Annotated in this window: 27 protein-coding genes, 1 tRNA gene and 1 pseudogene; 18 read left to right on the forward strand and 11 right to left on the reverse strand. The window is 55.6% G+C overall.

Annotation, left to right across the window (positions count from 1 at the left end):
• Positions 1–26: 26 nt before the first annotated feature.
• Complete coding sequence (locus ACLPGZ_RS00335; RefSeq protein ID WP_429640915.1) at positions 27–1,442, forward strand: MFS transporter; 1,416 nt, start codon at positions 27–29, stop codon at positions 1,440–1,442.
• On the opposite strand, the gene ACLPGZ_RS00340 is transcribed toward ACLPGZ_RS00335, so the two are convergent.
• On the reverse strand, positions 1,439–2,293 hold the full coding sequence (locus tag ACLPGZ_RS00340; RefSeq protein ID WP_045929447.1) for an aldo/keto reductase: 855 nt from the start codon (positions 2,291–2,293) through the stop codon (positions 1,439–1,441). The two genes, ACLPGZ_RS00335 and ACLPGZ_RS00340, sit on opposite strands and share 4 nt — an antisense overlap.
• A 300-nt stretch (positions 2,294–2,593) precedes the next feature.
• Here ACLPGZ_RS00340 and panB point away from each other — a divergent pair, with 300 nt between their 5' ends.
• Both panB and ACLPGZ_RS00350 read left to right on the forward strand, forming a co-directional pair.
• A complete protein-coding gene (panB, locus tag ACLPGZ_RS00345; RefSeq protein WP_042485639.1) occupies positions 2,594–3,415 on the forward strand; it encodes a 3-methyl-2-oxobutanoate hydroxymethyltransferase in 822 nt (273 codons plus the stop codon).
• Between the two features lie 64 nt (positions 3,416–3,479).
• A complete protein-coding gene (locus tag ACLPGZ_RS00350; RefSeq protein WP_149721077.1) occupies positions 3,480–4,445 on the forward strand; it encodes a LysR family transcriptional regulator in 966 nt (321 codons plus the stop codon).
• A gap of 50 nt (positions 4,446–4,495) precedes the next feature.
• On the opposite strand, the gene ACLPGZ_RS00355 is transcribed toward ACLPGZ_RS00350, so the two are convergent.
• The 4 genes from ACLPGZ_RS00355 to ACLPGZ_RS00370 are packed head-to-tail and all read right to left on the reverse strand — an operon-like array spanning position 4,496 to position 6,849.
• Positions 4,496–4,873, reverse strand: a complete 378-nt coding sequence (locus tag ACLPGZ_RS00355) for a RidA family protein (RefSeq protein WP_429640916.1) — start codon at positions 4,871–4,873, stop codon at positions 4,496–4,498.
• Complete coding sequence (locus tag ACLPGZ_RS00360) at positions 4,873–5,778, reverse strand: alpha/beta hydrolase (RefSeq protein ID WP_429640917.1); 906 nt, start codon at positions 5,776–5,778, stop codon at positions 4,873–4,875. The genes ACLPGZ_RS00355 and ACLPGZ_RS00360 overlap by 1 nt, the downstream gene beginning before the upstream one ends.
• Positions 5,778–6,650, reverse strand: coding sequence for a tryptophan 2,3-dioxygenase (gene kynA, locus ACLPGZ_RS00365; RefSeq protein WP_429640918.1), 873 nt, complete (start codon positions 6,648–6,650; stop codon positions 5,778–5,780). Before kynA ends, ACLPGZ_RS00360 begins: the two co-directional genes overlap by 1 nt.
• A gap of 19 nt (positions 6,651–6,669) precedes the next feature.
• Positions 6,670–6,849 carry a hypothetical protein gene (locus ACLPGZ_RS00370; protein ID WP_429640919.1) on the reverse strand — a complete coding sequence of 60 codons (180 nt, stop codon included), beginning with the start codon at positions 6,847–6,849 and terminating at the stop codon, positions 6,670–6,672.
• Between the two features lie 114 nt (positions 6,850–6,963).
• Here ACLPGZ_RS00370 and ACLPGZ_RS00375 point away from each other — a divergent pair, with 114 nt between their 5' ends.
• The 11 genes from ACLPGZ_RS00375 to ACLPGZ_RS00425 all read left to right on the forward strand — a co-directional run bounded on the left by ACLPGZ_RS00375 (position 6,964) and on the right by ACLPGZ_RS00425 (position 17,006).
• Entirely contained in the window at positions 6,964–7,452 is a 489-nt protein-coding gene (locus tag ACLPGZ_RS00375; RefSeq protein ID WP_035269814.1) for an Lrp/AsnC family transcriptional regulator, read from the forward strand.
• Positions 7,453–7,622: 170 nt separating this feature from the next.
• The gene (locus ACLPGZ_RS00380; RefSeq protein ID WP_009455428.1) at positions 7,623–8,315 is read left to right on the forward strand and encodes a GntR family transcriptional regulator; all 693 of its coding nucleotides are present in this window, start codon (positions 7,623–7,625) and stop codon (positions 8,313–8,315) included.
• A 35-nt stretch (positions 8,316–8,350) separates the two neighbouring features.
• A complete protein-coding gene (gene ilvD, locus ACLPGZ_RS00385) occupies positions 8,351–10,063 on the forward strand; it encodes a dihydroxy-acid dehydratase (protein ID WP_031232959.1) in 1,713 nt (570 codons plus the stop codon).
• Position 10,064: 1 nt separating this feature from the next.
• On the forward strand, positions 10,065–10,961 hold the full coding sequence (locus ACLPGZ_RS00390) for an NAD(P)-dependent oxidoreductase (protein WP_251205013.1): 897 nt from the start codon (positions 10,065–10,067) through the stop codon (positions 10,959–10,961).
• 14 nt (positions 10,962–10,975) lie between these two features.
• Positions 10,976–11,806 (forward strand): hydroxypyruvate isomerase family protein, encoded by an 831-nt coding sequence (locus ACLPGZ_RS00395; RefSeq protein ID WP_251196684.1) that lies wholly within the window; start codon positions 10,976–10,978, stop codon positions 11,804–11,806.
• Between the two features lie 3 nt (positions 11,807–11,809).
• A complete protein-coding gene (locus ACLPGZ_RS00400) occupies positions 11,810–12,757 on the forward strand; it encodes an NAD-dependent epimerase/dehydratase family protein (RefSeq protein ID WP_203145353.1) in 948 nt (315 codons plus the stop codon).
• A gap of 53 nt (positions 12,758–12,810) precedes the next feature.
• A complete protein-coding gene (locus tag ACLPGZ_RS00405; protein WP_021447249.1) occupies positions 12,811–13,851 on the forward strand; it encodes a TRAP transporter substrate-binding protein in 1,041 nt (346 codons plus the stop codon).
• 68 nt (positions 13,852–13,919) lie between these two features.
• Positions 13,920–14,423, forward strand: a complete 504-nt coding sequence (locus tag ACLPGZ_RS00410) for a TRAP transporter small permease (protein WP_235332453.1) — start codon at positions 13,920–13,922, stop codon at positions 14,421–14,423.
• Positions 14,416–15,708 (forward strand): TRAP transporter large permease, encoded by a 1,293-nt coding sequence (locus ACLPGZ_RS00415; RefSeq protein WP_035269825.1) that lies wholly within the window; start codon positions 14,416–14,418, stop codon positions 15,706–15,708. The genes ACLPGZ_RS00410 and ACLPGZ_RS00415 overlap by 8 nt, the downstream gene beginning before the upstream one ends.
• A gap of 15 nt (positions 15,709–15,723) precedes the next feature.
• Positions 15,724–16,050, forward strand: a complete 327-nt coding sequence (locus ACLPGZ_RS00420; protein ID WP_035269826.1) for an NIPSNAP family protein — start codon at positions 15,724–15,726, stop codon at positions 16,048–16,050.
• Positions 16,050–17,006, forward strand: a complete 957-nt coding sequence (locus tag ACLPGZ_RS00425; RefSeq protein ID WP_429640967.1) for a 2-hydroxyacid dehydrogenase — start codon at positions 16,050–16,052, stop codon at positions 17,004–17,006. The genes ACLPGZ_RS00420 and ACLPGZ_RS00425 overlap by 1 nt, the downstream gene beginning before the upstream one ends.
• 350 nt (positions 17,007–17,356) lie before the next feature.
• Here the strand turns inward: ACLPGZ_RS00425 and ACLPGZ_RS00430 are convergent, their stop codons facing one another.
• The 3 genes from ACLPGZ_RS00430 to ACLPGZ_RS00440 all read right to left on the reverse strand — a co-directional run bounded on the left by ACLPGZ_RS00430 (position 17,357) and on the right by ACLPGZ_RS00440 (position 19,598).
• Complete coding sequence (locus ACLPGZ_RS00430) at positions 17,357–18,028, reverse strand: RloB family protein (protein ID WP_429640920.1); 672 nt, start codon at positions 18,026–18,028, stop codon at positions 17,357–17,359.
• Between the two features lie 2 nt (positions 18,029–18,030).
• Positions 18,031–19,338, reverse strand: coding sequence for an AAA family ATPase (locus ACLPGZ_RS00435; RefSeq protein ID WP_429640921.1), 1,308 nt, complete (start codon positions 19,336–19,338; stop codon positions 18,031–18,033).
• 184 nt (positions 19,339–19,522) lie between these two features.
• Positions 19,523–19,598, reverse strand: a tRNA-Thr gene (locus ACLPGZ_RS00440).
• Between the two features lie 247 nt (positions 19,599–19,845).
• Here ACLPGZ_RS00440 and cysP point away from each other — a divergent pair.
• From cysP to ACLPGZ_RS00460, 4 genes and pseudogenes are all read left to right on the forward strand, one after another.
• Complete coding sequence (cysP, locus tag ACLPGZ_RS00445; protein WP_429640922.1) at positions 19,846–20,850, forward strand: thiosulfate ABC transporter substrate-binding protein CysP; 1,005 nt, start codon at positions 19,846–19,848, stop codon at positions 20,848–20,850.
• 3 nt (positions 20,851–20,853) lie between these two features.
• On the forward strand, positions 20,854–21,729 hold the full coding sequence (cysT, locus tag ACLPGZ_RS00450; protein ID WP_429640923.1) for a sulfate ABC transporter permease subunit CysT: 876 nt from the start codon (positions 20,854–20,856) through the stop codon (positions 21,727–21,729).
• A complete protein-coding gene (cysW, locus tag ACLPGZ_RS00455; protein ID WP_051316283.1) occupies positions 21,726–22,571 on the forward strand; it encodes a sulfate ABC transporter permease subunit CysW in 846 nt (281 codons plus the stop codon). Before cysT ends, cysW begins: the two co-directional genes overlap by 4 nt.
• A gap of 155 nt (positions 22,572–22,726) precedes the next feature.
• Positions 22,727–22,915 (forward strand): annotated as a pseudogene (locus ACLPGZ_RS00460) (IS3 family transposase); the annotation flags it as partial.
• A 69-nt stretch (positions 22,916–22,984) separates the two neighbouring features.
• Here ACLPGZ_RS00460 and ACLPGZ_RS00465 read toward each other — a convergent pair.
• From ACLPGZ_RS00465 to ACLPGZ_RS00475, 3 genes are all read right to left on the reverse strand, one after another.
• Positions 22,985–23,410, reverse strand: a complete 426-nt coding sequence (locus ACLPGZ_RS00465) for a ClpXP protease specificity-enhancing factor (RefSeq protein ID WP_009455465.1) — start codon at positions 23,408–23,410, stop codon at positions 22,985–22,987.
• A 6-nt stretch (positions 23,411–23,416) separates the two neighbouring features.
• Entirely contained in the window at positions 23,417–24,025 is a 609-nt protein-coding gene (locus ACLPGZ_RS00470) for a glutathione S-transferase N-terminal domain-containing protein (RefSeq protein WP_009455466.1), read from the reverse strand.
• A gap of 126 nt (positions 24,026–24,151) precedes the next feature.
• Complete coding sequence (locus tag ACLPGZ_RS00475) at positions 24,152–25,006, reverse strand: cytochrome c1 (RefSeq protein ID WP_429640924.1); 855 nt, start codon at positions 25,004–25,006, stop codon at positions 24,152–24,154.
• Positions 25,007–25,019: the final 13 nt, after the last annotated feature.

Here is a 25,019-nt window from a genome sequence, read left to right on the forward strand (position 1 = left end):
CCGGCTTTTTGCTTGGATACAGAAAAATGGCGAATACCCAAGAAGCTTCTTGGTCCGAATTACTGTCTGGCCGCAATGGCTTGCGTTCGCTGGCGTTGGCCGGTGGCGTGGCGGTTCACGCGATCAACGTGTATGTGGCGACCACGATTTTGCCCTCGGTGGTGGAGGATATTGGCGGGCTGGAGTACTACGCCTGGAACACCACGCTCTTTGTGGTGGCCTCGATCCTGGGCTCGGCCCTGTCGCCACAAGTTCTGGAAAAACTGGGTCTGCGACACAGCTTTCTGGTGTCGCTGCTGTTTTTTGCCATTGGTACAACCTTGTGCGCGGCAGCACCTTCCATGCCTTTTCTGCTTTTTGCCCGCACGATTCAGGGCTTGGGCGGCGGCCTGCTGCTGGGTCTGAGCTATTCCTCGATCCGGCTGGTGTTTGAAGAGCGCCTTTGGCCGCGCGTCATGGCTTTGGTGTCCAGTATGTGGGGCGTGGCCACTTTGTCAGGCCCGGCGATTGGCGGGGTGTTTGCCCAGATGGGGCAGTGGCGTCTGGCCTTCTGGAGCGTCCTGCCGTGTGCCGCTTTGCTGGCGATTCTGGTCTGGACGCAATTGCGCGACGCGCGTGCGCCCGAATCGCGTCAATCGGGCTCCACCCTGGGCAAGGTCTTGCTGCTGACGGCCTCTGTGCTGGTGATGTCGGCAGGGAGCCTGTCGACTTCCTGGATGATCAATCTGGCCGGTGTCGCAGGTGGGGCAATTCTGGTGTATTTGATGGCGCGTGCCGACAGCAAGTCTACCAGCCGTCTGTTTCCGCAGGGCACCTACTCCATCAGGACGGCCTTGGGCAGTCTATATGCCGGTATTGGCCTGGTCAGCGTGGCCGTGGCAACGGAAATCTTCATTCCGTATTTCCTGCAGATCATCCACCACATGAGCCCCCTTAAAGCAGGTTACCTGACGGCCTTGATGTCAGGTGGCTGGACCTTGGGTTCTATTGCCAGTTCCAGCCGGGAGCTGAAAACCGGGGATCGCATGATTATTGCCGGGCCTGTGCTCTCGGGCTTGTCCTTGGTTGCCTTGGGCGTGTTTATTCCATGGGAAGGCTTGAGTGAAGGCACGGATTATTCCTGGGCCTTGTACCTGTCCTTATTGGGAGTCGGGGTGGGGATTGGTCTGGCCTGGCCGCATCTGCTGACGCGGGTGTTTCATTCCGCACCCAAGGGGCAGGAGAATATTGCCTCGGCTGCCATTACCACCTTGCAGCTGTTCACGATGGCATTGGGGGCCGCTCTGGCCGGGATCATCACCACGGCCTCGGGCTTTGTAGACCCCGGTGGGGTGCAGGGCGCGCGCCAGTCGGCGCAGGCTCTGCTGTGGCTGTTTGCCCTGGCGCCCCTTCTTGCCGCCTTCTTGTCCGGCCCTGCAAGACGGGTGCGCCCCAGGGCTTAGTCTTGGACGGTGCTTTTGGGCAGGCGGAACAGTTCTGGATCCGGGCCAAGACGACCGTCGGCCTGGTCCAGACTGGCAATGGCAGCCATATCCTGTTCGCTTAGCTCGAAGCTGAAAATGTCCATATTGTCGCGCTGACGCTTGGGGGAATTGGACTTGGTAATCACCATATTGCCCAGCTGAATCTGCCAGCGCAGCATGATTTGCGCCACCGAACGGCCATGTTCCTTGGCGATCTTGTTCAGCACCGGATTGTCCCACAGCGTACCCAATCCCAGCGGGCTCCAGGCCTGGGTCTGGATGGCGTGGTCTTCATGGTAGTGACGTGACTCGGCCTGCTGAAAGCCGGGGTGCAGTTCGATCTGGTTCAGCACGGGCAGCACGCCCGTTTTGTCCAGCAAGGTTTGCAGGTGCTGGGGCAGGAAATTGCACACACCAATGGATTTCACGCGGCCTTCGTTGCGCAGATTGATCAGTGTTTCCCAGGTCTGGATGTACTGACGGTTCTTGGGCACGGGCCAGTGGATCAGGTACAGATCCACATAATCGAGCTGCAGCTTGTCCATGCTTTCTTCAAAGCCTGCACGGGTGTTGTCGTGGCCATGCATGTCATTCCACAGCTTGGTGGTCACAAACAGTTCTTCGCGTGGCACCTTGGACTGACGAATCCCTTGGCCGACTTCGGCTTCGTTGCCATAAATGGCGGCAGTATCGATCAGGCGGTAGCCCGCTTCGATGCCACTGCACACCACATCGGCCGTTTGCTCGGCAGGTACCTGCCACACGCCCATGCCCAGTTGGGGCGCACGGTTATCGTCGTGGAAGGTGATGGTTGGGGGGGTAGTCGACATAGGTCTCTCCTCGGTAGAGTGCATGGCAAAACAGCCAGGACATGGCTGATGAAACCACCGCGCATTGGGAACGATCGGGCTCTAGAGTACAGGCGATGTCAAAACAAAAGTCCTTAAAAGGACCTGAATCCGCACGGGATGGACACGCGAAGCTTGTACGTAGGCAGGAAATTAGCTTATTGTTTTTTGTCCTGCGGCGATTATAGAGGCGTCGACTGGATTTTTGATTAAGATGTTGCAATCTGCATCATTCATAATCCCATATAAGCTTTTGCTTATGGGGTTCCAGCTGGAGTAAGTATGAGCGTACATACCACGCAGGTTCGCATTAGCGTTCCCGCTCTGACCGCCTATAAGGGCAAACAAAAAATTGCTTCGTTAACAGCCTACATCGCGCCTATTGCACGAATGCTGGACGAGCACATGGACATGATCCTGGTGGGCGACTCGACCGCGATGGTAGGTTATGCCATGCCTGACACCCTGAGCATTACGGTGGATATGTTGGCTGCCCATGCCGCGGCCGTGGTGCGTGCAACTAAACACGCTTGTATTGTCGTGGATATGCCTTTTGGCAGCTATCAGGAATCACCCCAGCAGGCATTTGCCAATGCATCGCGTATGCTCGCGGCCAGCGGCGCCCAGGCGGTGAAGATGGAAGGCGGCCAAGCCATGGCTGAAACCACGCGTTTCCTGGTTGAGCGCGGCGTACCTGTGCTGGCCCACGTGGGCTTGATGCCCCAGTACGTCAACACCATGGGCGGTTACAAAGCTCAGGGCATGACCGATGCCGCCGCCCAGCGCGTGCTGGACGATGCCGTCGCCCATGCTCAGGCAGGTGCCTGGGGCGTGGTGCTGGAAGGAGTGGCCGAAAGCGTAGGCCGCCGGATTACTGAAACCATCGCCATTCCTACCATTGGTATCGGCGCTTCACCTGCATGTGATGGCCAGGTTCTGGTGACAGAAGACATTCTGGGCCTGACAAACGGCAAGATTCCCAAATTCGCCAAACCCTACGCGGATGTGGGTGCCCTGATCTCGCAAGCAGCGGCGCAATATGCGGCCGAGGTGCGTGATGGCTCTTTCCCCACGCTGGATCAATGTTTCGGTGTGAAACGCTAGTCCGCCTAACTATTCCGCATTAGAATATTCCATGTTGATAAATGCGGCATCCACATAGAACGACATGGAAATTCGCCAATTAGAAGCTTTTGCAGCTGTGATGTCCGCAGGCAGCGTTACCGCTGCCGGCCGCTTGCTTGACCGCTCTCAGCCAGTGGTTAGCCGCCAGATCCAGGAGCTTGAGCAGGAGCTGGGGTTCAGACTCTTTACTCGCACCCGTCCGCAAGTCACCCTGACCGAGCAGGGGCGCGAGTTTTATCTGGAAGCCCGGCCTGTGCTGATGAATCTGGAGGTGCTGCAAACCCGCGCTCTGGAAATCGCCCGTGGGGGGCTGCGACCTCTGCGTATCGTGACTACTCACGCCTTGGCGATTGGCCTGGTGCCGCAAGCGCTGGGCATCATGGAGCAGCACGATCCGGCCTTCAAGCAAAAGCTGATTATTGATACGGTGAAACCGGAAGAAGTGGTGCAAGCCATCGACGAAGGACGGGCAGATCTGGCGGTGACCAGTTTGCCGCTGGACATTGATGGCTGCACCTTGCATTGGTCGGGTCAAAGCCCGTGCCTGTTGGGCATGGCCGTGAACCATCCCCTGGCCAAACAGGAACTGGTGCGTCTCAGCGACATTCAGGGCACTCCCCTGATTTCCATCCAGAACCGCCACCGCTTGCGTCATACCCTGGCCACCGCCTTGCTGCGTGCCAGTCCGCAAGCCCCAGAAGATATCCGTCACATCGAGGTTGCCTCGTCTCTGGAAGGCCTGGTTCTGGCCAGCCAAGGGGTAGGCGTGTCCTTGATCGATCCCTTCACCGCCCACGGCCTGCCGCTGCCTAATGTGGTGCTGCGCCCGATTGATATCCACGTGCCTTATATGGTCGGCGTGGTGTCCTTGCGGTCTCGCGAACTGCGCCCCGATGCGCAGCGTCTGGTCGAAGCCATGCGGCAGTACGTGCTGCAATTCATCCCGCGCTTTGTGCTGGGGGATGACACAGGCTTGCCCAGTACGCAGGACCCGTTCGACTCGCTGTAATCCGGCGGGTGCGGCCAGGTTTTGACTGCAGCTTCCCGCCTTTGTCAGCCTCAAGGAATCATGGCGTAAGCTACCACCTCCAGCTTCATGCCCGGCTCCACCAAGGCCGCAACGCCCACACTGGCGCGGTTGGGGAAGGGCGCGGAGAAAAACTCCCTGTACACCTTGTCGATGATGTCCATGTCGGCAACATCGGTCATGTAGATCAGCACCTGGGTGACATTTTCCAGGTTGCCACCCGCCGCTTGCGTGGCCCGCTGCATATTCGCGAAAGTCAGGCGAGCCTGCTGCTCGATACTTCCCGTATCGATGCTGCCGTCCGGCCGAACAGGCCCATTCACCATGAACAGCATTTCTCCTTGGGCTTTGACGGCCCAGGAAAACGCTTGCTTCAGGGGCGGAAGCCCGACGTCGACAACTTGTTTCATCACTTGCTCCGAGTAGAGGTGACCGGCAAGGACGCAACGAGCGCGTGCGTGGCATCGCCCAAGCGGGTGTGGGGACGAGCCTGGTCAAGAATGACATCGAAGTGGTTGCGTGCTGGCACTTCGATGGGGGGCAGATACAGGGCACCCTTTGCGTTCAGCGCATCGGCAAAAGCCTGGCTCTGGCGCTTGAACTCCGAGGTTTCGATTTCTCCCCAACTGATGATGGCGGGCGGAAACCCTGTCAGATCAAGCAGTTGTGGGCTGATCGCTCGCGCACTTGCCACGTCCAGGGACAGTGCCTCATTGATACTGGTGCCAATCAGAGGTTGCAGCTCGTAAATGCCGGAAACCAGCACTGCTGCTGCGGGTGCGCCTGCAGGCAAATCGGCATCATCCTTCCACCCACGCAAGCAGCACATGGCCGCCAGATGCGCCCCGGCAGAACTGCCGGAAATGACGATGCGTTGTGGGTCAAAGCCCAGTTCTTCGCCATGTTGATGCAGCCAGCGCAGAGCCTGGCGGCACTCCAGCACCATGTCGTGGACAGAGGCTTGCGGCGCCAAGGTGTAATCAATAGCGGCAAAGGCGATGCCCGTGTTGGTGCAATCCGGGGCTGAGAACAAAGAGGACGCCTTGGAGAGCTCCTGCCAGTAGCCGCCGTGGATAAACAGCAGCAAGGGCGGAAGCGCCTCCGAATCGCGGGGCTCAGGCAGGAACAGGTCAAGCCGGTGCGCGGCAGCGCTGCCATAGGCATGCTCGGTATGCCGTGATCCGCTTGCCAACGCCGCTGCGCTAAGCGTGGCGTAGTCCTCGATGTAGGGCGCGTAGTTCCCGCCTATACAGGAGCTGGGCGAATATTCGCGCTCGCGCTCCTGCGCGGAGAGGGAGTCGTGGGGAGCCTGCATTACAGCGCGGTCCGAACAGCCCAGATCTCGGGGAACAACACAACATCCAGCATCTTGCGCAGGTAGCTGACGCCGCCTGTGCCACCAGTGCCGCGCTTGAAACCGATAACGCGTTCCACCGTCGTGACATGACGGAAACGCCAAAGACGGAAGGCGTCCTCAATGTCGGTCAGTTTTTCGCCCAGTTGGTACAGATCCCAGTGCGCATACGGGTCACGGTAAACCTGCAACCAGGCGGCTTCGACCTCGGGGCTGGCCACGTAGGGCTGCGTCCAGTCACGGTCCAGATAGTCAGCGGGAATGTGGAAACCCTGGCGGGCCAACAGGCGCAGCGACTCGTCGTACAGCGAAGGCGCTTGGTAGGCAGCTTCCACCTGACGGAGCAGGTCAGGGCGGTGCGCATGCGGCTTGAGCATGGCGGCGTTCTTGTTGCCCAGAGCAAACTCAATGCAGCGATATTGCGCGCTTTGAAAGCCGCTGGAACTGGCCAGATAAGGCCGCATGGCGGTGTATTCCGGCGGGGTCATGGTCGACAGCACAGTCCATGCACTGACCAGTTGCTCCATGATGCGCGAGACACGCGCCAGCATCTTGAAGCTGTCGGCATAGCGGTCGGCGGCGACCGATGCGGTGGCCGCATTCAGTTCGTGCAGCATCAGTTTCATCCAGAGTTCGCTGGTCTGGTGCTGGATGATGAACAGCATTTCGTCGTGGGCAGGCGAGAGCGGGTGTTGGGCGCCCAGCACCTCGTCCAGGTGCAAGTAGTCGCCATAGCTCATGGATTGGCTGAAATCCAACTGCGCTTTTTCTTCCGAAACAATGCGCTCTGTCTCGCCGATTCCCTTGTCAGCCGATGCTTTGGAAGCATTCATTTGTTCTGTTCCCGGTACGTTAATAATGACCTGTGCGACGTGTGGAACAGGTCGCGTGAGTCGATAAAAAACCAAAGTCGCGTTGCGCGCCGAGGGGAGCTTGCAGTGCATCCTGCCCGAAGGTCTCCATCAGCGGCAGGATGCGGTCACCTGAGTAGGCGGGCATAGGGGTAAAGCTGAAATGGGTCTGTGGTTTCATAATTTCATCCCACTTAAATTTATGCGTTGATCTTATGGATTTAAGGGTCTTGCGCCAAGCTGTTTTTTATAGAAGCATAACTTTTTCTGAAAAACTTAAAAAACGGGTTTTTTTATGCAAATAGAACTGGATCAGGTGGATGGCAGTTTGCTGGCCGAGCTGCAAGGAAACGCTAGGCTGACAACAAGCGAGCTGGCGCAAAAAGTGGGTATATCGCAGTCGCCTTGCTGGCGCCGGATTCGACGCATGGAAGAAGCCGGGCTTATTTCAGGCTACCACGCCCGGCTGGATCGGCGTGGCCTGGGTTATGGCGTGGTGGCCTTTGTCAGCATCAGTGTGGACTTTCAAAATGAAGAGCGTTCGGTGCAATTTGTAGAGGCTGTGCGCGATATTCCGGAGGTGGTGATGTGCCACGGCATTGCCGGTCCGGCGGATTTTTTGCTGATGGTCGTGGCCAAGGATCTGGACAGCTATTCGGAATTGTTGCAACGAAAATTGCATCGTTTACCCGGTGTTCGGCAAGCGCAGACCAGTTTTTCCTTGCAGGAATTCAAGGGCCTTAACGCACTGCCAATCCCAGCAATGGCCGGCCCTGCAGCCTGATCAAGTGCTCTGCAAAAGCTGATGCGCGGCTCGCTCACAAAGCGTGTCGAGTCGCTCATCACGAATCAGGTGGCTAAGGGTTAGCTCTGATTTGTTGTCGTAGAAGTCCGTCCTTAGAATTGATCAAAAATCACAAATCTTTGCTCGAATTCACGTTGTGACGGAATTTAATGAAACATTCAGATGCTGCAAGCACAAGCGCTCCGCTCGAAGCTTTTCAACCCATCGTTCGGCAATCCGTCAACGAAGCGGTCTATCAAGCCCTACGTAACAAGCTGATGCACGGTGAGTACCGTGCGGGCCAAGTGCTTGGCATTCAGTACCTGGCCGATGCGCTGGGTACCAGCACCATGCCCGTGCGCGAAGCACTGCGCCGTCTGGTGGCACAGCAGGGGCTGGAGCCTTTGCCTAACGGCACTACCCGTGTTCCTTTGATCACCAAAGCCTGCCTGAGCGATATTCGCCGCGCCCGTGTTTTGATCGAAGGCACCGTCACCGAATGGGCGGGGCCTTTCCTGACTCCGTCCGTGCTGGATCAGCTGGAACAACTGGCGCAAGAAATCACCCAAGAGCGCCGCACGCCCAAAGGCGTGGCCAGCAGTCTGGAAAAAAACCGGATCTTTCATTTCACGATTTACGGAGCCGCTCAGTCTCCCGTCATGCTCGCCATGATCGAGAGCCTGTGGCTGCAGTCGGGCGCTTACTTGCGTGAAACCCGCGAGCAGCTGCACAACGAAGACTCTGCCGATCACCTGCACGAATCCACCGTCAAAGCGCTGCGCGCGGGCAATTTTGCCCAGGCGCGCCAATACATTCAGGAAGATGTTTCCTGGATCTTCGACCGCTTGGACCTGGCCGATTAAGTCGATCTCTCAACTACTCATCACCACCAAAGACCATGCTAAAAAAACATAGATCAAAAGCAGTGACCGAGGGCGTGACTCGCACCCCACACCGAGCCTTTCTGCGTGCAACAGGCCTGGACGATGATGATCTGGATCGTTCGATGGTCGCCATCATTGGAACCGCCGGAGACAACACACCCTGTTCCAAATCGCTGGGCCCACAAGCAGACAGCGTTCGCCTGGGTGTAGCCCAAGGTGGTGGCGTACCCGTCATGATGAACACGATTTCCGTGTCCGATGGCACCTCCATGAACCACGCTGGCATGCGCATGAGCCTGGTCTCGCGCGAGATGATTGCCGACAGCATGGAAATAGCCGTGCGTGGCCATGCCTATGACGCTTTGGTCGGTTTGGGCGGTTGCGACAAGACGCTGCCCGGCACCCTGATGGCCATGGCGCGCCTCAATGTCCCTTCGGTTTTCATTTACGGTGGCTCCATGTTGCCGGGCTACTCGCCCGATGGCACTGAAAACACGGTGCTGACTGCCATTGAGGGTGTGGGTCGTTATCAGACTGGGGCGATTTCCCTGGAGCAACTGCACGGCATTGAGCGCACCTGTGCCATGACCGTGGGCTCCTGTCCGGGTCAGTTCACCGCCAATACCATGGGTATGGTGGCAGAGGCTTTGGGCATGTCCTTCCTGGGTTCGTCGACCACCCCGGCGGTTTACAGCCAGCGGCACGCACTGGCTCGCCGAGCTGGTCGCCGCGTGATGGAGATTCTGGAAAACGGGGGGCCTTTGCCGCGTGATCTCATCACCCGCAAGAGTCTGGAAAATGCCGCAGCGGCTGTTGCAGCGACTGGCGGCTCGACCAACGTGGCCTTGCATATCCCTGCTATTGCGCACGAAGTGGGCATTCGTTTCACCATGGACGATCTGGCCGAAGTGTTCAACCGCACGCCGCTGATTGCCGACCTGCAGCCTGGCGGCCGTTATCTGGCTCGCGATCTGGACGTGATTGGCGGGGTGCCTGTAGTGCTCAAGGCACTGTTGAAAAGCGGCCACCTGCACGGCGATGTATTGACCATTACCGGCGAAACCTTGGCCGAAGCCCTGGAGAGCTTCCCCGATGTGGATGGCCGTATCGTGCGTAGCAGCGATCAGCCCATCCATGCGTCGGGCGGTCTGGTCGTGCTCAAGGGCAATCTGTGCCCCGATGGCGCCTTGCTGAAAATTGCCGGCTTGAAGTCTCTGGTTTTTGAAGGCCGCGCTCGCGTCTTTGAAACCGAGGAAGATTGCATGGCCGTGGTGTCCAAGCAGGCCTACGAGACTGGCGACGTGCTGATTATCCGCAACGAAGGGCCCAAAGGCGGCCCCGGCATGCGCGAGATGTTAAGCGTTACCGCCGCTATTTACGGCCATGGCAATGGCGAGAAAGTGGCACTGCTGACCGATGGCCGTTTCTCCGGCGCGACACGCGGCATGTGTATCGGCTATGCCAGCCCCGAAGCGGCAGCCGGTGGGAACATCGGCTTGGTGCGCGACGGCGACCGTATCACCATCGATGCCACGCAAAGCAGCATGCAGCTGCATGTGTCCGACGAGGAGCTGGCTGCACGCAGAGAGCAATGGAAACCCTTCGTACGAGATCGTTTGGCTGGCGCGCTGGAGAAGTACGCACGCCTGGTTGGACCGACCAATGAGGGGGCAGTGACTCACTCGGGTGCTGCCGAGTGGCCGCAAGAGCAGCTTGAGGACGTATAAGATGAAACTCGGTTTTTGCGGTTTGGGATTGATGGGTGCTGCCATGGTGCAGCGCCTGCTGAAAGCGGGTCACGAGGTCAAAGTCTGGAATCGCTCCAGGGAAAAGGCCGAGCCGCTGGCAGCGCTCGGCGCGCAGATTGTGGGCACGCCACGGGAAGCGGCTGAAGGCACCGACGGCGTCTTGTTATGCCTGTTTGATGCCAAGGCTGCCGAGGCCGTGGTGTTTGGCGCGGACGGGATTGCTCAGGCAGCGGGCCTTAAATGGCTGGTGGATCACTCCAGTATCGACCCCGAGGCCACACGCAAATTGGCCGCTCGTTTGGTGGAGAGCTGCGGAGCGGACTGGATTGATGCCCCGGTGTCTGGCGGTATTCCCGGCGTGGAGGCCGGTACCCTGGCCATCATGACGGGCGGTAGTGAAACCCATATGGCTGAAGCCGAGGCCGCCATGCGTGCCTATGCCGGCAATATTACGCATATGGGGCCTTCCGGTACCGGGCAGGCGACCAAGCTGTGCAACCAGGCCATCGTGGCGACCTCGATTGCGGCGTTGGCCGAAGCCATTGGCTTTGCCCAGCGCAATAACATCAATGTGGACAAGCTGGCCCCGGCGCTGGCGGGCGGCTGGGCGGACTCCAAGCCCTTGCAGATCTTTGCCCCGCGCATGATAGAAGCCCAAGCGAAAAGCATCGGTGCGCTCTCGACCATGCTCAAGGATATCGACACCTTGATCGCCAATGCTCAACACAGCGGTGCGCCTATGCCGGTTGCGGCCAGCGTGCAGCAAATGTTGCGCGTGGCAAGCGCCATGGGTTTGGGTCAGGCCGAAGTGTCTGCCTTGGTCAGCGTTGTGCTGCCTGAGCAGCGTGACGCCTTCCTTAGACAGATAGACGCATAAGACAGGCGGCTCCCATGCAACTATCCGCTAATCTCAGCTGGTTGTATCGGCATCTGGACTGGAGCGAACGTTTCGAGGCTGCAGCGGCTGACGGTTTTCAGGGCGTCGAGATTTTACTGCCCTATGACTATGCACCCGACTGGTACGCCAGTCAGTTGCAATCCGCCAAGCTGGAACTGACACTGATCAATACGCCGATAGGCGAGGGGCAGGGCCGTTTGGGCTGGGCGGCCATTCCCGGCGCACAGGCGCAGTTTCAGGAGGCCTTTGATCGCGCCCGTGCTGTGGCACAGGCTACCGGCTGCCGCCGTATTCATGTGATGGCGGGTGACGTCAGCCCTTTTGCACAGCAAGACTGTCGGGCCGCACTGCTCAGTAATCTGGAACAGGCTTTGGCCCTGGCTGAAGCGGATGATCTGGTGCTGACGTTGGAGGCGCTCAACCGCAGCGATATGGCCGGGTACTTCTATTATTTGCCCGAGCAGGTCATTGAGGTGCTCCAGCATTTCAACTCCGCGCGCCTGCGTCTGCAGTTTGATTACTACCACTGCGTCAAAGAAAGTCTGGATGTCCCGTCCAGCGTGGCAGTCTGTGCTCCCTGGATTGGCTATGTGCAGATCGCGGGTGCCGATGGTCGCTACGAGCCTGATCTTGCACAGCATGATTTGCTGGCAGGCGTAGCCGCTTTGCCCGCCTTGGCTTACGACAGCTGGCTGGGTTGCGAGTATCAGCCTCGCGGCTTGCCTTCAGAAGGTTTGGCTTGGTGCCAGCCCTTGCGTGATCGTGGTGTGCTGGCTGCGCCACGTCAGCGTGATGCTGCTTGCATGCAGGCTGCCGGGAGATAAGCCATGAAGCACGTCTTGATTACCGGCGCCAACGGCTACATCGGTCAAGCGCTTGCTCGTGCGGCGGCCAAACTGCTTGCGGCTAATGAGATTCAAAGCCTGACGCTGACGGATTTGGCTTTTGAAGAGCAAGGCTATCCCCACCTGCCTGGACTGCGTTGCATTAGTGGTGACTTGTCCGATAAAGCCGTGCTGGGGGCGGTGCTAACGCCAGCACCCGACACGGTTTTCCATCTGGCCTCGGTGACCAGTCGGCTGGCTGAAGAGAATTTTGCACTGGGGTTGCGCGTCAATATAGACGGCACGATAGGCTTGTTTGAGCATCTGCGACAGCAAGGCCAGTGTCCCGTTGTGGTGTATGCCAGCAGTATCGGTGTCTTTGGTACGCCACTGCCCCAGCAGGTGGATGACAACACGCCCGTCGCACCCACTTTAAGTTACGGAACGCAGAAGCGGATGGTGGAATTGCTGCTTGCCGATTACAGCCGCCGGGGTTTTCTGGATGGCCGCTCGGTTCGTTTGCCTACTGTGGTTGCCCGCCCCATGACTGCTGAAACGGCCTTGTCTTCATTTGCCAGCTCTTTGATCCATGCCTTGGCTGCTGGAAGCACTTACGAGTGCCCCATCGGCCCGCAAGGCTGGATCTGGCTGCTTTCCTTGCCCGCCTGTGTGCGGCACCTTCTGACAACAGCGAGCCTGGAAGCCGCTCGCTTGCCCGCTGGTCGGGTGTGGAATCTTCCCGCCCAGCGTCTTCAGGTGGCAGACCTGGTACAGGCTGCCAAATCCCGCTATGGCCGGGGGGCCGATGCGGGATTGAGCTTTCAGTCCAACCCTCAGTTTGACCAGCAGTTTGCCCAGTGGCCGCCTTTGACAACGGCAATCGCCACGCAGTTGGGTATGCATCATGACGGCGATGCCGAAACCTTGATTGAGCAGGCCCTTGTCTCCTGACGGGCCTGGCTAACTATACCTATAACGAACTACCACCAAAAAAGGATTTCCCCATGAAGAACCGATGGATTTCTCGCCTGTTGGGTATGGCCTTAACCAGCCTGGCAGTGGCAGCTGGTCCCGCAAAAGCGGACAAGCCTGTGGAGCTGACTTTCTCTGCCTGGATTCCGCAAACGCATGTGCTGGTGGCGAACTTCATGAAGCCCTGGGCCAAAGAGGTGGAGCAGGCCACTGAAGGGCGCGTCAAGATCAACTTTCTGACCAAGGCCGTGACCAACCCGGTAGGGCACCTGGATGCGGTACGCAATGGGATTGTGGATCTGGCCTTTATTTCCTACTCCTATTACCCCGGCAATTTTGATTTGATGAAGTTTGCCATGCTGCCGTTCTCGGGCAATAGCGCCGAGTCTACTTCGCTGGCGGCCTGGGACATTTATAGCAAGTACCTGCAAGATGCCAAAGAGCATCGCGGTATCAAATTGCTAGGCATTTATGGTCACGGCCCAGGCAGCGTCTACACCACTGACAAGCAGGTACAGAACATTGCCGACTTCGAGGGCCTGAAGCTGCGCATTGGTGGTGGCATGCAGGCCGACTTGTCCAAGGCCCTGAAGGTGAACGCGGTTGTGAAGCCCGCCTCCGAATCGTATGAGCTGCTGAGCACCGGCGTGGTGGACGGCGTGCTGTTCCCGCCCGAGTCCGTGGCCTCTTTCCGCCTGGATACGGTGGTCAAGCACGCCACGGTTTTTCCCGGTGGCCTCTATGCGGATCTGCACGGCATCATCATGAACCCGAGCGCCTTTGACCGTTTGTCTGAAAAAGACCGCGAGATTCTGATGAGCCTGTCCGGTGAGCATATTGCTCGCCTGGGCGGCAAGGCCTGGGGGGATGCAGACGTGGCCGCCATGAAGATCCTGGAAGAGCACAAGGTGCAGTTTCATCCTGCCAGCGATGAGCTGATTGCCGCCGTCAAAGAGCGCACAGCGTCCTTCGAGCAGGCATGGCTGGATGCTGCCAAGGCCAAGGGCATAGACGGGCCTGCTGTACTGGCCGAGTTTCGTGCCGACCTGAAGCAGCGGGAAAGCGCGAATTGATCAGCACACGCAGACTGTCTTGAACCTGCTGTGCGCCTCGTGCGCCAGCAGCCCCGGAGCTACAAAGCATGAACTCCATTCTCTCTTTATTAAGAGCGGGTCTTCGACGTTTGACCGAGTTATGCATGGTCTCGCTGGCCTTGCTGACTCTGGCTGATGTATTAGGGCGCTACATTTTCAACGTATCGGTCATGGGGGCGGTAGAGCTGACCGAAATATTGATGGTAGGTGTCATTTTCTGCGGCATCGTGTTTGCCACCATGGAGCGCGAACACGTTGTTGTTGATTTAGTGCCTATTCCGGGTGGGGAGAAGGGTGTCCGTGTCGTCCATGTCACCAGCCACCTGCTGGCTGCTGGAATCAGTGCCTTGCTGGCCATGGTCAGCTGGACACAAGCCGAGTCGGCGGCCGAATACCTGGATCAGACCACTTTGCTGGGGCTGCCATTGGCTCCGGTTGTTTATTTCATGAGCATCATGCTGTTCGTCAACACCATCGTGGAGCTGGCTCAGCTTCGCCGGGATCTGAACGCAGACACCGCCCATCTGGAAGAAGAGGCACAGAATGACTGAAGCACTGATTGGCTTTGCAGCCATGCTCCTCTTGATCTTCCTGCGGGTGCCGGTGGCGTTTTCCATGGCCCTGGTGGGCTTTATTGGCGTTGGCATCATGCGCAATTGGCCTTCTGCCTATGCCATGACCGGCGCAGTCGTGCGTGAAAGCGGATTTCAGTATTTGCTGTCCGTGTTGCCGTTGTTCATCTTGATGGGTAATTTCATTACTCAAGCCAAGTTGTCCAAAGAACTGTATGCCGCGGCGTATGCCTTCCTGGGCCATCGTAAAGGCGGTTTGGCCATGTCTACGGTGGTGGCCTGTGGTGGCTTTGGTGCGGTGTGTGGCTCCAGCCTGGCAACAGCGGCCACCATGTCCAAGGTGGCTTATCCGGAAATGCGCAGACTGGGCTATAGCCGTGCGCTGGCTTCCGGTTCCATCGCTGCCGGTGGCACGCTGGGCATTCTGATTCCGCCCTCTATTGTCATGGTGGTCTATGCCATCTTGACCGAGCAGAGCATAGGCAAGATGTTTGCTGCCGGTATTTTGCCGGGCCTGCTGGCCATTATTTTCTATCTTCTGGCGGTGCGCTGGACGATCTGGCGTGACCCCAATGCGGGCCCTCCCGGCGAGCGCATGAGCTGGAAAGAGCGTTTGCTTGCGTTGCGCGATGTCTGGGGCGTGCTGGTGCTGTTCATCATCGTCATGGGCGGTATTTACGGCGGGATCTTCAGTTCTACCGAAGCGGCGGGGATTGGTGCGTGTGGTGCCTTCCTGTTCGCGCTGTTGCGTGGCCGTTTGACCTGGCAAGTGCTTTCCAACGTGCTGGTCGAGTCGGCGCGTACCACGGGCATGCTGTTCATGGTGCTGATCGGAGCCTTGCTGTTTTCCAGCTTCATCAACTTCACCTCCATGCCTGGCGATTTGCAGGATTGGGTGCAACAGTTCGATATGAGCCCGATCGTGGTGATTCTGCTGATTTGCGCGATTTACATCGTGCTGGGCAGTGTGTTGGAAAGTATGTCCATGGTCTTGCTGACCGTGCCTATTTTCTACCCCTTGGTGCAGCACCTGGGCTTTGACCTGATCTGGTTCGGCATCATCGTGGTGGTGGTTACGGAAATCAGCTTCATCACCCCGCCCGTGGGCATGAACGTGATGGTCCTGAAAAGCCTGCTGCCCGACGTGAAGATGAGCACGCTGTATCGGGGTGTGATTCCCTTCGTGGTAGCCGACGTTTTCCGCCTGGCGGTGCTTTTGGCCTTCCCGGTCATCTCGCTGCTTTTGCCCAAATACCTTGGATAAAAACGGATTCGCAATATGATTATCGACCAAAGAACCTACACCATCCCCACCGGCCTGCTGCGCGATTTCCTGTCCTTGTACGCTACGGAAGGACGTGCCATACAGATCGAACATCTGGGCCCCTGCCACGGCTACTACACCACGGAAGTGGGCGAGTTGAATCAGGTGGTGCACCTGTGGGCATACGAAGATATGGCTGACCGAGAGGCCCGTCGTAATGCCTTGGAGGCTGACCCCCGCTGGTTGGCCTATCGCCGTAAAGCCGCCGCTGCGGGGCATGTCATACGCCAGAGCAACGCACTGTTGAAACAAGTCGATTTCGACGTTTTTACGAGCGAATGATGACCATGAGCCAGAAAATTCTTCAAGCTTGCCCCTTGCCACCACCACTGGCGGGCAAACTGCCCGCCTTGTGCCCGGTCGAAACCCTGAGCGATGCGCCTGATCAAGCGGCGTTCTTGCGTGAGCACGGAGCTGAATTCACGGTGCTGATCACCACCGGAACGCAGGGCGCAGACAAGGCACTGATTGATGCCTTGCCAAACCTGAAAGCGATTTGTAGCCTGGGCGTTGGCTACGATGCCATCGACCTGGATGCCGTCCGTGCGCGTGGGGTGATGCTGAGCAATACGCCGGATGTTCTCAACGATTGCGTGGCCGACTTGGCCATGGGCTTGCTAATCGATACGGTGCGGGGCATTTCTGCTTCTGACCGTCACGTTAGGCGTGGTGACTGGCCGCGTGTCGGTCCCACCATGCCAAGCACGCGGGTCAGCGGCAAGCGTCTGGGCATGTTGGGCATGGGCCGAGTCGGACAGGTGATTGCACGTCGCGCGATCGGCTTTGACCTGGAGATCCGCTATCACACACGTAGCGCCAAACCCGAGTTGCCTTGGCAGCACGAGCCTTCGCTGCTGGCCTTGGCGCAATGGTGCGACTTTCTGATCGTGGCTTGTCCGGGCAGCCCGGAAACCTTCCATCTGGTCTCTGCCGACGTCTTGCAAGCCTTGGGGCCGAATGGCTTTCTCGTCAATGTCGCTCGCGGTTCGGTCGTGGATGAAAAAGCGCTGGTGGCTGCTTTGGAAAGCGGCCAATTGGCGGGTGCCGGGCTGGACGTGTTTGAAAACGAGCCAGAGGTTCCAACTGAGCTCTTGAGTAATGACCGGGTCGTGGTTCTGCCCCATGTAGGCAGTGCAACCCGTGAAACCCGGGCAGCCATGTGCGAACTGGTGCTGAAGAATGTGGAGCGCTTCATCACGGAAGGGAGTCTGGTAACACCGGTGAAGCCAGCAAGGTAACCTGAAACCTATCCTCCTACGCTTTGCCCTCCCCTCCGCAGTAGCACCACCAAGATGGAGCCTTTGTGGTGCTACTGCGGAGGGGAGGGCAAAGGAGCTGCAGCTTACTTTCAAGCTATTTAGCAATAGAAGCCGGTTTTGGTGTTTTGGTTTTATGTTTCGGTGACTATTTTTTCACTGTGGTTTTTTATTTTTTATTGGAGTTTTGGTTTTTAGATTTTTAGGGGTGAAAGTGGGGTGCATGGAAATCTTTTTTGGTGGCCTTTGTGTGGCTGATATCTCAGAGGTTTAATTTATAATTAAATTAGAGTGTTTTTTTATTTTAGGTTGTGTTTTTTTTGGCTTTGGGGTCACCATTCACTCCATGTTTTTTTATTTGATATGGTTTCTATTTTTTTGTCAAATTCCGATAGTAGGCGATCAAAGTTTGTTGTAGGACTGTCGCTGGGGAATCTGCTGTTTTCTGCTGCTCGCGCCTCTCTTCCTAAAACCGCATTTTTTGCGGCCGCTTCAATTTTGTTAAAACACCAATTCCAATCAAAAGTTGGGTTTTTATTGTGATTGTATTTTGGTATTTTATTTTTTAATAATCTTTGTGCTTCATGCCTCGAAAGAGGTTGGTCTAAAGTGGCCTCATGCAATGCTCCCCATACTTCTATGCAGGGATTGGAAATGGCGCATGGAATTCTATGTTCTTTAGCCATTCTAATTGCTTCCATTAGATTTTCATGTGCATCCACGTCAAAGACAGCCCAAATTTCGTCAGTGGTGCCAATCACCGCAGATCGAGATTCCTTTATTATATTTTCTTTTATTTCTATGCATGTTTCTATTATTTTTCTTGGTTCTCCTGCGCCTCTAATAAATTCTCCTGGAACGGCAATTTTTTTCTCCCGACTTCTTATAAACGAATCAATATATTGAGGCTCTGTTAGGCGGCCTTCGAAAACCATATGAATTACTTTATACGGGTTTCTGGTGGCTGGTTTTCTTGTTATTTTTCCGCTTCTTTTGTTACCCATCGTTAGCTCTCCTCTAAAAACATATAGCGAATGTCGCCGATAAATGGGATTGCTCCAAATCTTCCTTGCAAGTAGCCTTTCTCGATGTTTTCTCCTTTACGGACTTTGAAGTCGGTTAAAGGATATACGCATGTTTTCCCATCGCGATCTTTTTCTGCGAACCATATGGAGTCTCGGCGCAAAACACCGCAAGAAAGTAAGTTTGTGTCATGAGTAGAGAAGATTAATTGTGCGTTATTCGGATTCGACTCTTTTGACGAAAATAGATTTATTATTTCTCTTGATAAATTAGTATGCAGTGATGTGGTTATTTCGTCAAGAACAACTAATTTTCCGTACTTTAAAGCTGATATTATAGGAGCTAACAGGGAAAGAAGATGGATAGTTCCGGAACTTTCTCTGGATTTTGGGACTTTAAATGTTGTTCCGTCTGATCTTTTGTGAATAAAGTTCAGGGACCTTGTTTCTTCCGGAAAAGTTGGGCCTTCATCTGTTCCTGTTATGTCTTTAAGGAATTCAGATATTTTTTTTCCTAAATCTTTTTGTTTATCATCTATTTTTTTGGATGTGATCTGTATTGATTCTATTCCAAAATCTGCTTTTGAAAGAATTGTTTCAACTTTTCTTTTTACTTCCGGTGTGCTGAGATCATCTGCTATTAATTCATCAGGTCTATTGTTGCTTCCTGATATTAGGGCAAATTGATTTTCAAAAAAATCTGCAATTGGGCCTAAGGTATCATGTTTAATGGATTTCGCTGCAGATAAAAAAAGATATTTCTTGCTTTCAGCTAATTTTCTAAGCGAAGTATCCTTATGTCCCATACTGCGACCTAAGTTAATTATCGCGTTTTCTTTGTTGGAAAAGTTACGTTCAAATAATACTCGTTTCGGTCCGGCGGTATAGGCGTAAAGCCATTCTTGCTCTATTCCTATGCTAGTGATAGAAAAGCCATAATTATAGTGTGTTCCATTAATTACGATATCGCAGTCGTAACTAGAAGGGCGCTTTTTTCCTTCTCCGTCTACCTCACAGTAAAGATGCGGGAAGTTTTTTCTTCGATTCCATGCATGATAAGAGTCTGAAGCTGCATAGAAAAGGAATCGAAGGGCATCAATCATATTTGACTTTCCGGCTGCATTTGCGCCATACATAGCAATTACAGGTAGAATATCTTGTTCCCCCCCTCTTGCGGTTGTGTGCTTAAGCAGTTCAACAGCATCATCTTTCAAAGCTGGAGCCGCTAGGCAAATCACTTCCTGATAATCACATAGCGATAGGTGATTTTCTGTTCCGTAGCGAATTAACATATAGAAGCCCTATTTTTGTTGAGAGGGTCATTTTTTTGCGTAAAAATTGCAAAAATGGGCTTATTGTAGGGTTTTTAAAGGTTTGACTCAAGTGCAGGGTGACAGAGGCTGATGCTAACCACCAATGTGGTGCATAAAAAAAGGCACTACATCGTATGATGTAGTGCCTTTTTTGCCGTGTATTTGGTGCCGGCTAAAGGAGTTGAACCCTCGACCTTCGCATTACAAGTGCGCTGCTCTACCAACTGAGCTAAGCCGGCGAATTGACGATTATAGCCGGGTTTTTCGCCAAGAAGCAATCACCAGAAAAATATTGCTGTGGCATACGCCACGCCAGCCCAGCCAATAGATAGGTTCTGGTTATAAGGGCATGATGAAAATGTCGTTTTAAATGCCTTTTTCCCTACCCATAATCTGATCTATCCAAGCTGCGCTTATATAGATAGCACGCGATTGAACATCAGTGACGGGCTCCGAAGGCCGCGTCCGGGACCTTTGGGGAACACCATGAAATTGAAGTCTGTTGTTGGCTCTGCCTTGTTGTTGGCGTCTTTGCTGGGTGGCACGGCCAGTGCCCAGGTTTCTTTGCTGAACGCCTCGTTTGACGTGGCGCGCGAGACCTTTGCGGCGATCAACCCCAAGTTTGTTGAACACTGGAAAGCGACGACTGGTGAAGACATCAAAATTGACCAGTCTTTTGCCGGTACCTCCCGTCAAGCCCAGGACATTATCCAGGGCAAGAAAGTAGACACCGTTACTTTCAACCAGGTTACCGATATTGAGTTCCTGGCCGAGCGTGGGGCGGTTGCCAAGGACTGGGCCAGCAAGTTCCCGAACAACAGCTCGCCTTACTACAGCACCATCGCTTTTCTGGTGCGCAAGGGCAATCCCAAGAACATCAAGTCCTGGGACGATCTTGTGCGTGACGATGTGAAGCTGGTGTTCCCGAACCCCAAGACCTCGGGTAATGCCCGCTACACCTATTTGGCGTCCTGGTTGTACGCCAATGAGGCTTTCGGCGGTGACGAAGCCAAGATCAAGGAGTTTGTCGGCAAGGTGCTGGGGAATGTAGAAAGCTTCCCCACAGGTGGTCGTGGTGCGACCGTGGCGTTTGCCCAGAATGGTCAGGGCGACGTTTTGCTGACCTTTGAATCCGAAGTGATCAATATTGCTGCCAGCGACGAGTTCAAGGGCAGCGAGCTGGAAGTGGTGGTGCCCCCTGTCAGCGTATTGGCCGAGTTCCCGGTAGCCGTGGTGGACCGAGTGGTCGACCAGAAAGGCACTCGCAAGGAAGCAACCGAATACTTGAAGTTCCAGTACACCCCCGAGATTCAGCGCCTGCTGGCTGGTTTCAACTACCGTGTGACGGATCCTGCCGTGGCCAAGGAGTTCGAGTCCAAGTACGCGCCAGTCAAGCTGATCAATCCTACTGATGTTCTGGGTTCCTGGACTGAAATCCAGAGCCGCCACTTTGCTGCTAACGGGGTGTTGGACCAGTTGCTGGCCAAGTAATTCATGAGTCGTACTCTTGTGGGCGGGGCGCAGGCTGCGCTAAAGCCCATCTTCTTTCTGCGCCGCCCCGTCATGCCGGGTTTTGGACTGAGCTTTGGCTTTAGCGTCCTATACCTGTCCATTATTGTGCTGCTGCCTTTGTCGGCCTTGTTCATGTACGTCAGTGACATGAGTCTGGCCGATTACTGGCGTGCGGTGACTGATAAACGCGTTGTCAGCAGTTATCAGGTCACGATCAGTGCCGCTTTTTACTCCACTGTGATTGCCAGTGTGGTGGGCTTCATCATTGCCTGGATTATCACGCGCTTTGAGTTTCCGGGGCGCCGTCTGATTGATGCTTTGGTGGACCTGCCGTTTGCCTTGCCAACGTCGGTAGCAGGTTTGACCTTGGCGACGCTATTTGTGCCTGGTGGCTGGTTTGGCCAGTTTCTGCCGGAGGGTTGGAAGGTTGCTTATCAATACCCCGGTATTGTGTTGGCCATGACGTTCACCAGTTTGCCCTTTGTGGTACGTATCGTGCAGCCCGTGATTGAAGAGCTGGGTGCCGAGTATGAAGAGGTTGCCCACACCTTGGGTGCCAGTGGCTGGCAGACCTTTAGCAAGGTGGTGTTCCCACCGCTGATTCCTGCTCTGGTGACTGGAGCGTCTCAAGCTTTTATTCGTAGCCTGGGTGAGTTTGGCGCAGTCATCATGATTGCGGGCAATATTCCCTTCAAAACTGAAGTGTCGTCCCTGATGATTTTTGTGCGGCTGCAAGAGTTCAATTACCCGGCCGCTGCCGCGATTGCCTCGGTGATCTTGATCGCATCCTTGCTGCTCTTGTTCACCTTGCAGATGGTGCAGAATCGTCTATTAGGCTGGCAGCGGAGGGCACCATGAGAAAAACACCTAAAAGCACCGCAGACCGCCTGATTTTGGCCTTGGGCATTGTGTTGGTGCTGGGGCTGCTGGTAGTCCCCTTGGTACTGATTTTCTCCAAAGCCTTGGGCGATGGTTTGCCTGCCTTGTGGAGCAATCTGCAAGAGGACTATATGCTGCATGCCATCGGGTTGACTCTGTTTGTGGCGGTGCTGACGGTGCCCCTGAATATGGTCTTTGGCATCTTGCTGGCCTGGTGTCTGACGCATTACCAGTTCCGTGGTCGTCGTCTGCTAAGTACCTTGGTGGATTTGCCTTACGCGGTCTCTCCGGTGGTGGCGGGCCTGTGTTACCTGGTGGTCTACGGTGTGGAGTCGTCCCTGGGGCAATGGCTAAGCGCGCGTGATATTCAGTTGATGTTCGCCTGGCCGGGTATCTTGATGGTCACTATCTTTGTGACGACGCCTTATGTGGCTCGTATCCTGATTCCCATCATGCAGGCTCAGGGCTCGGATGCACAGGCGGCGGCTTTAAGTCTGGGTGCAAACGGCTGGCAGATCTTCTGGCATGTGACGCTGCCGGATATCAAATGGGCCTTGCTCTATGGCGTGGTGTTGACCAATGCCCGTGCGATTGGGGAGTTTGGGGCCGTGTCCGTGGTGTCGGGCACCATCATGAATCAGACTTTGACCTTGTCCTTGCTGGTGGATCAGCTGAACAACGATAACAAGGCAGCAGCGGCCTTCACAGCGGCTGCGCTGCTGGCGGTGTTCGCGATTGTATCCGTGATGCTCAAGAGCCTGCTGGAGTGGCGTGTGGCGGCTGGGCGTCGCCGTAATCAAGCGGAGGCAGTACAAGGGTAGATGGTAGGCTGGGGGCTTGGGGAGATATTTTCAGTGGCGTTAGGTGGCTGAGTATTCCCTGAGGTGGTTTAAGTAGCTGATACTGATCTGCCAAGCCAAGCCAAGCCAAGCCAAGCCAAGCCAAGCCAAGCCAAGCTAAAGCCAAAGCGTGGGTGAATGCCGCCATGGAGAGCTTCTTTGGCACTCTCAAAGCGGAGTTCTTCCATCTGAAGCGATTCGAGAGCCTTGAGCAGCTACAAACCGGAATACGGCAATACATTCACTACTACAACCATGAGCGTATCAAGCTCAAACTAAAAGGCCTGAGTCCGGTGCAGTACCGGACTCAGGCCTTGGCTACCTAGCAGTTAACCGTCCAACTTCTTGGGGTCAGTTCAATGCGGGGCTCTATTTTTGTCTGCGTCGAACGTGCCTTATTTGACGATCTTCAGGTGCGAGACCTTGTCAGCGTCTTTCTTGGCAGCGGGAGCTTCCGGTGCAGCTTCAGGAGCGGCGTCCGGTGTGTCACCTTCTGCGTAAGGCTCGGACTCCACCACTTCAAAACCCATACCAGCGCCTGTTTCGCGTGCGTAGATGGCTGATACAGCTGCCACGGGTACGAAAATGTCTTCCGTGACGCCGCCAAAGCGGGCCTGGAATTCAATGTAGTCGTTGCCCAAGATCAGGCCATTGGTGGCCAGATGTCCGATATTCAGGGTGATTTGTCCATCCTGAATATGGCCGCGTGGAACAACCGTGTTGGCGTCTACCGTGACCACGATGTGTGGGGTGTATCCGTGGTCGGAACACCATTCATGTAGAGCGCGCAGCAGGTAAGGCTTGGTCGAGGTTTCTTGCATAGTGGATTAGCGACGCATGACTTTTTCGGAAGGAGTCAGTGCTTCAATGTAAGCAGGACGCGAGAACACGCGCTCGGCGTACTTTTGCACAGGAGCAGCGCTCTTGGGCAGTTCGATACCGTAGTGGTCCAGGCGCCAGAGCAGGGGAGCGATCGCCACGTCCAGCATGGAGAATTCTTCACCCAGCATGTACTTGTTCTTGAGCAAGATGGGAGCCAGCTGCGACAAGTGGTTGCGGATTTGCTGACGGGCCAGTTCTTGTGCCTTGGCATCCGCGTTGCGGCGGTCTTCCAGGGCGGCCACGTGTACAAACAGTTCCTTTTCGAAGTTGTACAGGAACAGGCGTGTGCGGGCGCGCATGGTGGGGTCCGCAGGCATCAGCTGAGGATGCGGGAAACGCTCATCAATGTACTCATTGATGATGTTCGATTCGTACAAGATCAGGTCACGTTCTACCAGGATTGGCACCTGTCCGTAGGGGTTCATGACGGCGATATCTTCAGGCTTGTTGTACAAGTCGATGTCGCGGATCTCGAAATCCATGCCTTTTTCAAACAACACGAAACGGCAGCGCTGTGAGAATGGGCAAGTTGTTCCAGAGTAGAGCACCATCATGGTAGGAGATTCCAGTCGTAGAAATAAAAACAAGAGCCTCACGGCTCAGAATTTAAAACCCTGCAAGGGGTTTTAACAATAAAAAGCCGGGCAGGCTAGTTAGGCCTGCCCGTCTAGCATAGCGTTTTACTTGATGTCTTTCCAGAAAACGCTGTTCAGGCGCCATGCAACGGCAAAGAACAAGAGCAGGAACAGGATCACGCCCACGCCAATTTTCTTGCGCTCCAGCTGCACAGGCTCGGCCATCCAGTCCATGAAGTTGGCCAGGTCGGCCACGTCGCTGTCGTATTTGGCAGCAGCCTTGGCGTTAACAGGCTCAAGCTTGACGCTGTCAGTAGCGTGGCCGGTGTAATCGGCCAAAACTTCTTTCTTGACGTCGGAGAAGCCGGCTGGATCGTAGGTGGCTGTGGTCTTGACCCATTCCTTGCTGCCATCGTCCTTGGTTTCCTGGGCCACGGTCGTGCGGTGCAAGGTGACGCCACCTTGGCGCTCCCACATGGCGTGAGGCATACCCACGCTTGGGAAAACCAGGTTATCCCAGCCGGTTGGGCGGGATGCGTCACGGTAGAAAGTGCGCAAGTAGGTGTAGATGTAGTCTGCGCCGCTGGGGCCCAAGTTGGTGGACTTGGCACGCGCAATCACGGACAGGTCCGGAGGAGCAGCACCAAACCACTTCTTGCCCATTTCAGGAGTCATGGCGATCTTCATCAGATCACCCACCTTGTCCGAGGAGAACAGCAAGTTTTTCTTGATGTCCTCTTCGGTCAGGCCGATGTCTGTCAGCTTGTTGTAGCGCATGGAGTTGGCGCTATGACAGTTCAGACAGTAGTTCACAAACAGTTTTGCGCCATTTTGCAACGCCGCCATGTCATTCATGCGGTCGGGCGCGCGCTCCAGGGCATAGCCACCTTCGGCGGCACCAGCCACCGTGCAGGTAAGGGACAAGGCCAGAGCGCCAAGCAGTTTCTTAATCATGGTCATTCCGTTTCGTGTT

The sequence above is a fragment of the Alcaligenes sp. Me129 genome, from assembly GCF_050487245.1.
Lineage (GTDB): Bacteria > Pseudomonadota > Gammaproteobacteria > Burkholderiales > Burkholderiaceae_B > Alcaligenes > Alcaligenes phenolicus.